Below are 10,884 nucleotides of genomic sequence, written 5' to 3'. Positions count from 1 at the left end.
CTGACGAATTGGGTCATAGTATCAGAAATAGCGGCACGAGGGAAGAAGATTGTCCATGGACGTGCCGCCCCGTCACAACGAGCGTGGCTTGATGCCCCAGTGGGCAATGAATTCTTGCTCGGCCTTTTCAGCGTCCCCGGCGTTATACAGGATCAGCTGCTTCAGATGCTGGTAGCTTTCCGGGTCAAGCTCGGTGAACTCTATGGCGAGGCTGCCCGGTCCGATCCGGACGATCTTGCCTGATGCTTCGATGGTAACCCGTTTCCCCGAGGCCTGCAGGACGATGGATACACGGCAAGCGGTGCCCGCCTGCGGAACTGCTCCTGCAAAGGGCACCCGGAGCCCACCCATGCTGACGTTGACCTCTGCGTCCAGCCGGATCGTAAAAGCCCCTGCGTCGATCTCTACGCCGGTCTTAAAGGGTATCCGGATAAAGCCTCTTCTGTCGATTGAATCCTCTGGCATGCATACCTCATCGGCCTGCTTGGTCACAGTATAGCAACAGAATCGCAGGAGCGTCAATGCGAATGACCCTGAGCTGTGCAGAAGCAGCCGTTTTATTGTCCCGGGGCATCAAAAGCCGCGTTCGTTTACGTTATTTGAAGTGCAAACCCATGTTTTGTTTGACATCATCAGGTGATTCTGGTAAAAATGTATATCTTATCCTCTTTGACGCATCATCGCGGCCACTCAACCCGGAATTCAGGAGGTCTTATTCATGAAAAGGATTCTTGTCCTGCTTGCCGTTGCCACGCTTTTCACCGGATCCCCGGTGCATGCCGAGCAGGCGAAAAAAAAATTCACCCCACAGGAGATCAAAAAAATGTCCACCACGAAAGCGGTCCTCGAAACGAAATTCGGAAACATCACCCTGAAGTTCTTCCCCGACGTGGCTCCGGGCCATGTCAAGAATTTCATCGACCTTGCAAAAAAGGGATTCTATGACAACACGACCTTTCACCGCGTGATCCCGGGCTTTATGATCCAGGGCGGGGACCCGATCTCCAAGGACCCGAACGCGCGGGGCGTCGGGACCGGCGGGCCCGGCTATACCATCAAGGCCGAGTTCAATGCAAAACCGCATAAGCGGGGAACGCTTTCGATGGCGAGGGCCGCGAGCCCTGATAGCGCCGGTTCCCAGTTCTTTATTTGCGTGAAGGACTCCCCCTTCCTCGACCGTCAGTATACGGTGTTCGGAGAGGTCGAGAGCGGCATGGAGGCCGTAGACAAGATCGTGGCCCAGCCGCGGGACCAAAACGACAAGCCGAACGACCGCGTCGAGATGAAAGTGAAGATCGTGGAAGGGAAATAGCAAGGCGTTCTCTCGCAAAGCCGCCAAGTCGCAAAGAAAGGCGCGGATCTCAAGGTTTTGCTTCTCTTCGCGAGTGTTGCGTCTTTGCGCGAGACAGGGCGGGGTTCTTTCATTGAAGAAAGATATTAAAAAGATCGTGGTGGCATACTCCGGCGGCCTTGACACCTCGGTCATCATCACCTGGCTGAAAGAGACCTATGGCTGCGAGGTGATCGCCTTCACGGCCGACATCGGCCAGGGTGAAGAGCTCGAACTGCTCCGGGAGAAAGCCATCAGGACCGGCGCGAGCAAGATCTCCATCGACGACCTCCGCGAGGAGTTCGTGCGTGATTTCGTGTTCCCCCTGCTCAGAACGAACGCGGTATACGAGGGCCGTTATCTGCTTGGCACGTCCATTGCCCGTCCGCTCATCGCAAAGCGCCAGATCGAGATCGCGGTCCGGGAAAACGCCGACGCGGTCTGCCACGGGGCGACGGGCAAAGGCAACGACCAGGTCCGCTTCGAGCTGACCTACTTCGCCCTCAAACCCGACATCAAGATCGTCGCGCCCTGGCGGGAGTGGACCATGAAGGGCCGCGAGGAGCTGATCGCCTACGCGGAGAAGCACGGGATCCCGGTGACGGCCACCAGGGCCAAGCCCTATTCCACGGACCGGAACCTGCTCCATATCAGCTACGAGGGCGGCGTCCTCGAGGACCCGTGGAAAGAATCGACCAATGACATGTACACCCTCGCCGTGCCCGTCGAGAAGGCCCCGGACAGGGCCGAGTATGTCGAGGTCGACTACGAGGCGGGCAACCCGGTCGCGATCAACGGCAAAAAACTGTCTCCCGCGGCGCTGCTCGCCGAGTCGAACCGGATCGCCGGGGCCCACGGCGTGGGCCGCGTCGACCTCGTCGAGAACCGGTATGTGGGCATGAAGTCCCGCGGCGTGTACGAGACGCCGGGCGGCACGCTGCTGCACGCGGCGCACCGGGCCGTGGAGTCCATCACCATGGACCGCGAGGCCATGCACCTCCGGGACAGCCTCATTCCTCGCTACGCCGAGCTGGTCTATTATGGATACTGGTTCGCGCCCGAGCGGGCCATGCTCCAGGCCGCGGTTGACGAGTCGCAGAAGAACGTGACCGGCACCGCGCGGGTCAAACTGTACAAGGGAAACTGCGACACCGTCGGCAGGAAATCACCGGTCTCGCTCTATAACCCCGAACTCGCGACCTTCGAGGCGGACCGCGTCTATGACCAGAAGGACGCCGAGGGGTTCATCCGATTGAATGCGCTGAGGCTCAGGATCGGGAGCAAGGCCGGCAGGAGGCCGTAAAGCGTACAGGGAGAACGGTGCCCTTCACGGGACCCGGCCCGCCGTTTTTTCTTCCCGGAGCAAGGCGATGGTAAACCTATGAACAAGAAGACCGCGATACCCAGGAAAAAAAAGACGGCGAAGAAGTCCGCGGCGAAGTCCAAGCCCTGGTCCGGCCGATTCAAGGAGGCAACGAACCAGCTCGTGGAGGAGTTCACGGCATCGATCCCCTACGACTGGCGGCTCTATCCCTATGACATCGCCGGCAGCATGGTGCACGCGAGCATGCTCGCGCGGCAGAAGATCATCACCACGAAGGAGTCGGACCGGATCCTGCGCGGGCTTGAAGATATCCTGCGGGAGATCGCATCGGGGGCGTTCACGTTCAGCGCGGAGCTGGAAGACATCCACATGAACATCGAAAGCAGGCTGATCGAGAAGCTCGGTCCTGTGGGCGGGAAGCTTCATACGGCACGGAGCAGGAACGATCAGGTCGCACTCGACATCCGGATGTACCTGCGCGACGAGATCGCCGACATTCACGACCTGCTCGCGGCGCTCCAGAAGACGCTCGTCGGGCTTGCTCACGCGCACCAGGACGTGATCCTTCCGGGGTACACGCATCTGCAGCGCGCCCAGCCGGTGCTGCTCGGCCACCACCTGCTCGCCTATTACGAGATGTTCGAGCGCGACCGTGGGCGGCTCGAGGACTGCTTCCGCAGGGTGAACGTCATGCCCCTCGGCGCCGGCGCCCTCGCCGGGACCGTGCTCCCCATCGACCGGAAGTTCGTCGCCAGGCAGCTGGGATTCAGCGGCGTCTGCGAGAACAGCATCGATGCGGTTTCGGACCGTGACTTTGCCATCGAGTTTGCGGCGGCCTGCTCCCAGATCATGATGCACCTCTCGCGCCTGGCCGAGGAGTTCGTGATCTGGTCAAGCTCGGAATTCGGGTTCATCACGATCTCCGATGCTTTTGCCACGGGGTCGTCGATCATGCCCCAGAAGAAGAACCCCGACGTCGCGGAGCTCACCCGGGGCAAGACCGGCCGCGTCTACGGCGGCCTCATGACGCTCCTTACCATCATGAAGGGCCTTCCTCTCGCGTACAACCGCGACATGCAGGAGGACAAGGAGCCCCTCTTCGACGCCGCTGACACGGTCTCGCTCACGCTCGCCGTCTTCACGGACATGCTGAAAAGCGTCACTATCAACCGGGAAGCGATGCGGAGAGCGGCGGAGGACGGCTTCATCACCGCGACCGACCTTGCCGATTATCTCGTCAAGAAGGGCATGCCCTTCCGGGAGGCCCACGAGATCGTGGGCAGGGCCGTCCTGCGCGCCCTGGAACTGGGGTGCGGCCTCAATACCATGCCGATCGAGGAATATCAGCGGCTTTCCGACCTGATCGGGGATGACGTGTACCGGGCGTTGTCGGTGGAGCGCTCGGTGAGCCGGAGGAGCTCCTACGGCGGCACGGCTCCCGTCAATCTCAGGAAGCGCCTCCAGACGCTGATGCAGAAACGATGATGACCCGGCCGTGGTGGCTCCCGGCGCCCGTTGCTCTGGCGTGCATGCTGATGCTGTTCGCGTCCTGCGGCAGGAAGACGGACCCGCTGGTGCCTGCCAGTCCCCGGTCCGAACCGGTCAGGGACATCCGGGCAGTGGCCCGCGACGGCGTGGTCTTCCTTTCCTGGGCCATCCCCGCGAAGAACGTCGAAGGGAAAGATTTGAACCCGGCCGAGGTCCTGGGCTTCCGCATCTTCCGGTCGGAACCGGGCAGGGAAGGAAAAGCAGCGCGCTCCCGGCAGATCGCCGTGATCGACCTCGCACACCCGGCACCCGCTGAAGTGCTGAACGGGAGGGTCTCCTGGAGCGACGCCCACCTCAAGTACGGTCAGACCTACGGGTACCGGATCCGGGTGGTGACCGCGCGAGGGGGACCGAGCCTGCCTTCCGATGAGGTCAGGCTGACGCCGCTGCTCTCGCTCGCGGCGCCCGGGCGCCTGACTGCGGCGGAAGGGGACAGCCGGATCATGGTGACCTGGGCCCCGGTGACCACGCGCTCCGACGGGAGCTCCTATGACGGCTTTGTCGGATACAACCTGTACCGGGGAACGGCTGCAGGCCGGGAGGGGGAGGCGCCCCTGAACAAGGAGCCGCTCAGGAACGCAAGCTATCAGGATACGTCCGTTGTGAACGACAGGGTGTATTATTACATGGTCCGGGCTGTTGACAGCCCGGCACAGCCCTGGAAGGAGAGCCTCGATTCTCCCGAAGCTTCAGCCGCGGCGCGGGACCTGACCCCGCCGGACCGCCCGACGGGATTGACCGTCGTGCCGGGGGTCGGCAGGATCTTCCTGACCTGGAACGAGAACCGGGAGCGCGACCTCGCCGGCTATCATGTGTACCGGTCGCACGGGAGCGGCGCAGGCTACGAGCGGCTCACGAACAAGCCGATCGACCGGACGACCTTCTCGGACGAGACCGTAAAGCCCGGCATTCCCTATTCCTATGTCGTCACCGCCGTGGACAAGGCGGGGAACGAAAGCGCGTATTCGAAGGGGCAACAGGCGACCGCCGAGAGGCTTCGCTAGGTCCGGGATGCCGGCATCGCACCGACCGGATGGCGGATCGAAATGAACAGGACAGTCCATGCATGATTTTCATTACAAGAACGGCGAGCTGTACTGTGAAGGGGTACCGGTCAGGAACGTAGCCCAGCGCGTAGGAACGCCCTTCTACCTTTACAGCAGCAACACGCTGGCAAGCCATGTCCGGTCTTTCACCGGCGCGTTCAAGGACGTGCCCCATCTCGTCTGCTTCGCGCTCAAGGCCAACTCGAACAGCGCTGTGCTCCGGCTGCTCGGGAAAGAAGGGGCCGGTGCAGACATCGTTTCGGGTGGCGAACTCTTCCGTGCGCTCCGGGCAGGCATTGATCCCCGCAAGATCGTCTATGCCGGCGTGGGCAAGCGGCGGGACGAGATCGAGTACGCGCTCAAGGTCGGCATCCTCATGTTCAACGTCGAATCGGCGGAGGAGCTGCTGGCCCTCGACCGCGCGGCGCAGGAGATGCATTCCACTGCCCGGATCGCGCTGAGGGTCAACCCGAACATCGACCCGAAGACGCATGCCTATATTTCGACGGGGTTGAAGGAGAACAAGTTCGGCATTCCCATCGAGCAGGCCCTGGAGAGCTACCAGACCGCAAAGGCCCTTGCGAACGTGGAAGTGGTCGGCGTCCACCAGCACATCGGCTCCCAGATCACCGAGGTTCAGCCCTTTGTGGACGCGCTCGAGAAACTGCTCGGGTTTGTGAAAGAGCTCAAAGCGGCCGGTGTGGCCATCAGGTACATCAACATCGGCGGCGGCCTCGGCATCACCTACAAGGACGAGACGCCGCCCCTGCCGGCGGAGCTCGCCAAAGCAATCAAGCCGCTCGTCAAGAACTCGGGCTGCACCCTGGTCCTCGAGCCGGGCCGCGCGATCGTCGGCAACGCCGGCATCCTGGTGACGAGCGCGCTGTATCATAAGGACAGCGGGGAGAAGCAGTTCCTGATCGTCGACGCCGGCATGAACGATCTGATCCGGCCGAGCCTGTACGAGGCGTACCATGAGATCAAGCCCGTCGTCGAAGAGGTGACCGCCGGCAGGGCCGTTGTCGACGTGGTGGGGCCGATCTGCGAATCGGGGGATTTCCTTGCCAAGGACCGCGAGGTCCCCGAAATGAAGCAGGGAGCGCTGCTCGCCGTGATGGGTGCGGGCGCCTACGGTTTTTCCATGTCGTCGAACTACAATTCGCGGCCGCGGGTCGCAGAGGTGATGGTGCGCGGGAGTGAATACTTCATCGTGCGCGAACGGGAGACCTACAACGATCTCATCAGGGGCGAGAAGATCCCGCGCTGGCTGGAATAGACTGCAGAGAGGCTTATCGGACACGGATTGATACGAAGGCCGCGCATGCACAGCATTCGTCTTTGATTCGCCGCGGTGATTGTCCGCGGTTCATGCCGGGTTTATCATGAAAAAGATCCCATTTTACAAGATGCAGGGGAGCGGCAACGACTTCATTCTGGTCGACAACCGGCGGGGGGTGCTCACGGGCAGGAACCTCCGGCAGGTCGCCATGACCGTCTGCGACCGCCACTACTCGGTCGGGGCCGATGGCTTCATCGCCATCGAGCCGTCGAAAAAGGCCGACTTCAAGTGGCGCTTCTTCAATGCGGACGGAAGTGAAGCGGAGATGTGCGGGAACGGCTCGCGCTGCGCCGCGCGGTTTGCCTACCTGAGAAAGATCGCGAAGAGGACGCTGTCCTTCGAGACGAAGGCAGGGCTCGTCCGCGCCGAGGTCGGGAAGAACGCTGTCAAAGTGCAGCTGACCGGAGCGACGGCGCTCCGCCTGAACATCGCAGTTCCCCTCGCGACGGGCGCCCGCACAGGGCATTTCATCAACACCGGCGTCCCCCATCTGGTCTACCTTTCCGACCGGCTCGATGCCGAAGACGTGGAGACCATCGGCAGGAAGACGAGGCGGCACGATCTGTTCAAGCCGGACGGTACCAATGTCAACTTCATTCAGGTCCAGGGGCGCCACCGGCTCAGGATCAGGACCTATGAGCGGGGCGTGGAAGGGGAAACGCTGGCCTGCGGCACCGGTGCCGTGGCTGGCGCGCTCATCGCCGGCACGCTCGGGCTGGTCGCCTCCCCGGTGGAAGTGACCACGAAAAGCGACGAGAAACTGACCGTCTCCTATGAACGGTCGGGCGACCGGTTTACCGCTCTCCACCTGGAAGGCGATGCGAAGGTCATCTGCGAGGGAAGTGTGTATCTCTGATGAATGACCTCGGGCGTAAGAGGGATGAGCAGGGAGAGTGCGCAGTTCTTCCCTGAACCCCAGTTCATCCGCGTTGTCTGTTGGTGCATACTCATAAGGAGGCTGTCATGTTCAAAGGTTCCATGGTTGCGATCGTCACGCCCTTCAGGAGCGGGAAGGTCGATGAAAAGGCGCTGGGTGATCTCATCGAGTTTCATATCAAGAGCGGCACCGACGTGATCGTGCCCTGCGGCACCACGGGCGAGTCGGCGACACTCTCCCACGAGGAGCACCACCGCGTGGTGGAGATCACGGTGAAGACCGTCAACAAGCGGGTGCCCGTCATCGCCGGCGCCGGCTCGAACTCGACCTCCGAGACCATCGATCTGACGAACTACGCAAAGAGGGCCGGCGCCGACGGCGTGCTGCTTATCACGCCCTACTATAACAAGCCGACGCAGGAAGGCCTGTACCAGCACTTCAAGAGGGTTTCGGAATCCGTCGACATCCCCATCGTCCTCTACAACGTGCCGGGCAGGACGAGCGTCAACATGCTTCCCCCGACCGTGGCCCGGCTCAGGGCGATCAGGAACATCGTCGGCATCAAGGAAGCCACCGGCGACCTGAAGCAGGTGAGTGAACTGCTCCGGCTCTGCGGCAGGGACTTCGATGTAATTTCCGGCGACGATTTCACGACGCTCCCGCTGCTCCATCTGGGCGGCGTGGGCGCCATCTCGGTGACGGCAAATATCGCACCGGCCGATGCCGCCGGCATGTTCGATGCCTTTTTCGCCGGGAAGTACGAGGAGGCGCTCAGGCTCCACTACAAGATGGAGCCGCTGCACGGCATGATGTTCATCGAGACCAACCCGATCCCGGTCAAGACATCGCTGGCGCTCATGGGCAGGATCAGCGAGGAATTCCGCCTGCCGCTCTGCGCCATGGCGGACGCCAACAAGGAAAAGCTCAAGAAGGCGCTCAAGGACTACGGGCTGCTGTAAGGGCTGAAACCATTCTTGCCGCGGATTGGAATAGGCGTGCCGGGCTTACAGGGTGTCCGCGTTTATCCCTGATCCACGGCTGACAAGGAGTCGCTATGATCAAGGCGGTCGTGACCGGCGTTGCCGGCAGGATGGGTTCCCGGATCGTGAACGTGCTCTCCACGTCGGAGGGCATCATGCTCGGGGGCGCGCTCGAGAGAAAGGGCCAGCCCCTCATCGGCCAGGACGCGGGAGGGCCGGCCGGCATACCCGCTACCGGGGTGAAGATCACCGACGATCTCGCGGCAGCGCTCAGGGCGGGCGACGTGCTGATCGATTTCACGTCGCCAGAGGCGAGCCTCCTGCACCTCAAGACCTGCGCAGAGCAGGGCAGGGCGGCCGTCATCGGGTCCACGGGGTTCACGAAGGAGCACCTTGCCGAGGTGCATGCCTACGTGCAGAAGGTCCCCTGCGTGCTGTCGCCCAACATGAGCATCGGCGTGAACCTCTGCTTCAAGGTGCTTGCTGAGATCGCGAAGACCATCGGCGACGATTACGACATGGAGATCGTCGAGGCCCACCACCGCATGAAGAAGGACGCCCCGTCGGGGACGGCCATGAAAATGGCCCAGGTCATCGCCCAGGCCGTGAACCGGAACCTCGACGAGGTCGGCGTCTACGCGCGCAAGGGCATGATCGGCGAACGGACGAAAAAGGAGATCGGCATCCAGACGCTCCGCGGGGGGGACATCGTCGGCGAGCACACGGTGCTGTTCGCGGGCAAGGGGGAGCGGATCGAGATCACCCACCGGGCGCACAGCCGCGATACCTTCGCGGCAGGGGCCGTCCGGGCGGCGAAATGGGTCGTGGGGAAAAAGCCCGGCCTGTACGACATGATGGACGTGCTGGGACTAAAGTAAGCGGTGCACTACCGCGAGGAGCAGATGAACATGAAGAGAACCATCCTTATCGTTTTGATCCTGGGGGGACTGGTGAGCCTGTTGCCCGCCACCCTGGGCGCCTTCTCATCGGATCATCCCGGCTGCAACGGCGACTGCAAGGAATGCCACAAGCTGGAGAAGAAGGATGCCGAGGCGATCGTCAAGAAGCTGAACCCGGCGCTCAGCGTGGTCGATGTCAAGCAGGCGATTGTCAAGGGGCTCTGGCAGGTTGACGTCGATGCTGGAGAAGGCAAGCGCGGCCCGATTTTTCTGGACTATTCGAAAAAGAACCTGATCGTCGTGCAGCAGATCATTCCCGTGGACAGCATCGGTAAGGAGGCGCCCCGCCGCAAGATCGACTTCTCGAAGCTGCCCTTGAAGGACGCCCTTGTCATGGGGCCGAAGACCGCGAAGAAGAAGGTGGCCGTTTTCACGGACCCCGACTGCCCCTACTGCCGGAAACTGCACGAAGAGATCAAGAAGGTGCTGGAAAAGCGGAAGGACATCGCCTTCTATATCTTTCTCCGGCCGCTGCCGATGCACCCCGAGGCTCCGCGGAAGGTCGAGGCCATTTTGTGCGAGCGCTCGCTCTCCCTGCTCGATGACGCCCTGTCCGGCAAGCCCGTGCCCGCACCCGCCTGCTCGACGGCGAAGGTGCAGATGGAGAAGAACATCGCCCTTGCCGATTCCCTCGAGTTCCGCGGCACCCCGACCATGGTCCGCGAGGACGGCACGGTGAACCCCGGATTCCTTGCTGCAGAGCCGCTCGAGGCTTGGATCGACGGCAAGTAGCCGGCAGGGCTTCCCATGAGACTGGTGAGGTTCCTCGCGGAAGGCAGGCCGGTCTGCGGCATCGTGAACGGTGACGAGATCGCGGAGCTGGAGGGAAATTTTTTCTCCCCCTTCAAGATGCTCCAGGCCCGCCATTCCCTCTCCCGGGTCGTACTTCTCCCGCCGTGCCTGCCGTCCAAGGTGGTCGCCGTGGGGCTGAACTACCGGGACCACGCGGAAGAACTCGGCTTCCCTGTTCCGGACGATCCGATCCTCTTCCTGAAGCCGGCCACGACCGTCATCGGTCCCGGCGAGCCCATCTTATACCCCGCAATGAGCGGCCGCGTCGACTATGAGGCGGAGCTCGGCGTTGTGATCAGGGACCATGTCCGGAACATCAGCCCCGGCGAGGCAGGCAGCCACATCCTCGGGTACACGTGCGCAAACGATGTGACGGCCCGGGACCTCCAGAAAAAGGACGGGCAGTGGACGCGCGCAAAATCCTTCGACACATTCTGTCCAATCGGCCCCTGGATCGAGACCGACGTCGACCCCGGCGACCTCCAGGTCGAGGCCTATCTGAACAATGAGCGGAAGCAGCGCTCCCGCACATCGCAGTTCATTTTCAAGGTTCCCTTTCTGGTCAGCTTCATATCGAAGGTGATGACGCTGCTTCCCGGGGACCTCATCATCACGGGAACGCCCTCGGGCATCGGGCCCATGAAGCCGGGCGACGAGATCGAGGTGCGGATCGAGGGGATCGGATCGCT

General features: G+C 62.1%; 11 protein-coding genes. 10 read left to right on the top strand and 1 reads right to left on the bottom strand.

All coding sequences use genetic code 11. From position 1 onward, the window contains the following. Window positions 1–72: 72 nt before the first annotated feature. Window positions 73–465 (bottom strand): PilZ domain-containing protein, encoded by a 393-nt coding sequence (locus tag VL197_03665; protein ID HUJ17069.1) that lies wholly within the window; start codon window positions 463–465, stop codon window positions 73–75. 358 nt (window positions 466–823) lie between these two features. On the opposite strand from VL197_03665, the gene VL197_03660 reads away from it, so the two are divergent. The 10 genes from VL197_03660 to VL197_03615 form a co-directional block, all read left to right on the top strand. Beyond that, complete coding sequence (locus VL197_03660) at window positions 824–1,312, top strand: peptidylprolyl isomerase (protein HUJ17068.1); 489 nt, start codon at window positions 824–826, stop codon at window positions 1,310–1,312. Window positions 1,313–1,424: 112 nt separating this feature from the next. Continuing rightward, on the top strand, window positions 1,425–2,633 hold the full coding sequence (locus tag VL197_03655) for an argininosuccinate synthase (GenBank protein ID HUJ17067.1): 1,209 nt from the start codon (window positions 1,425–1,427) through the stop codon (window positions 2,631–2,633). A gap of 78 nt (window positions 2,634–2,711) precedes the next feature. Beyond that, window positions 2,712–4,139, top strand: a complete 1,428-nt coding sequence (argH, locus tag VL197_03650; protein ID HUJ17066.1) for an argininosuccinate lyase — start codon at window positions 2,712–2,714, stop codon at window positions 4,137–4,139. Next, complete coding sequence (locus VL197_03645; GenBank protein ID HUJ17065.1) at window positions 4,136–5,206, top strand: hypothetical protein; 1,071 nt, start codon at window positions 4,136–4,138, stop codon at window positions 5,204–5,206. Before argH ends, VL197_03645 begins: the two co-directional genes overlap by 4 nt. 58 nt (window positions 5,207–5,264) lie before the next feature. Further along, the gene (lysA, locus tag VL197_03640) at window positions 5,265–6,524 is read left to right on the top strand and encodes a diaminopimelate decarboxylase (GenBank protein ID HUJ17064.1); all 1,260 of its coding nucleotides are present in this window, start codon (window positions 5,265–5,267) and stop codon (window positions 6,522–6,524) included. 106 nt (window positions 6,525–6,630) lie between these two features. After that, entirely contained in the window at window positions 6,631–7,443 is an 813-nt protein-coding gene (dapF, locus tag VL197_03635; protein HUJ17063.1) for a diaminopimelate epimerase, read from the top strand. A gap of 107 nt (window positions 7,444–7,550) precedes the next feature. Then, window positions 7,551–8,423, top strand: a complete 873-nt coding sequence (gene dapA / locus VL197_03630) for a 4-hydroxy-tetrahydrodipicolinate synthase (GenBank protein ID HUJ17062.1) — start codon at window positions 7,551–7,553, stop codon at window positions 8,421–8,423. 95 nt (window positions 8,424–8,518) lie between these two features. Beyond that, the gene (gene dapB, locus VL197_03625; protein HUJ17061.1) at window positions 8,519–9,322 is read left to right on the top strand and encodes a 4-hydroxy-tetrahydrodipicolinate reductase; all 804 of its coding nucleotides are present in this window, start codon (window positions 8,519–8,521) and stop codon (window positions 9,320–9,322) included. 30 nt (window positions 9,323–9,352) lie between these two features. Next, window positions 9,353–10,135, top strand: coding sequence for a DsbC family protein (locus VL197_03620; GenBank protein ID HUJ17060.1), 783 nt, complete (start codon window positions 9,353–9,355; stop codon window positions 10,133–10,135). Window positions 10,136–10,150: 15 nt separating this feature from the next. Next, window positions 10,151–10,884 (top strand): fumarylacetoacetate hydrolase family protein (locus VL197_03615; protein ID HUJ17059.1); only part of this gene is annotated, 734 nt, incomplete at its 3' end.

Source organism: Nitrospirota bacterium (assembly GCA_035516965.1).
In the GTDB taxonomy this organism is placed as follows: Bacteria; Nitrospirota; UBA9217; order UBA9217; family UBA9217; genus MHEA01.
This window is presented reverse-complemented; position numbering and strand designations above follow the sequence as displayed.

Excerpts from the sequence above, each read along its gene's own strand:
- VL197_03665 (HUJ17069.1), bottom strand. The coding sequence starts at position 465 with ATGCCAGAGGATTCAATCGACAGAAGAGGCTTTATCCGGATACCCTTT.
- VL197_03660 (HUJ17068.1), top strand. The coding sequence starts at position 824 with ATGTCCACCACGAAAGCGGTCCTCGAAACGAAATTCGGAAACATCACC.
- argH (HUJ17066.1), top strand. The coding sequence starts at position 2,712 with ATGAACAAGAAGACCGCGATACCCAGGAAAAAAAAGACGGCGAAGAAG.
- VL197_03645 (HUJ17065.1), top strand. The coding sequence starts at position 4,136 with ATGATGACCCGGCCGTGGTGGCTCCCGGCGCCCGTTGCTCTGGCGTGC.
- lysA (HUJ17064.1), top strand. The coding sequence starts at position 5,265 with ATGCATGATTTTCATTACAAGAACGGCGAGCTGTACTGTGAAGGGGTA.
- dapF (HUJ17063.1), top strand. The coding sequence starts at position 6,631 with ATGAAAAAGATCCCATTTTACAAGATGCAGGGGAGCGGCAACGACTTC.
- dapA (HUJ17062.1), top strand. The coding sequence starts at position 7,551 with ATGTTCAAAGGTTCCATGGTTGCGATCGTCACGCCCTTCAGGAGCGGG.
- dapB (HUJ17061.1), top strand. The coding sequence starts at position 8,519 with ATGATCAAGGCGGTCGTGACCGGCGTTGCCGGCAGGATGGGTTCCCGG.
- VL197_03620 (HUJ17060.1), top strand. The coding sequence starts at position 9,353 with ATGAAGAGAACCATCCTTATCGTTTTGATCCTGGGGGGACTGGTGAGC.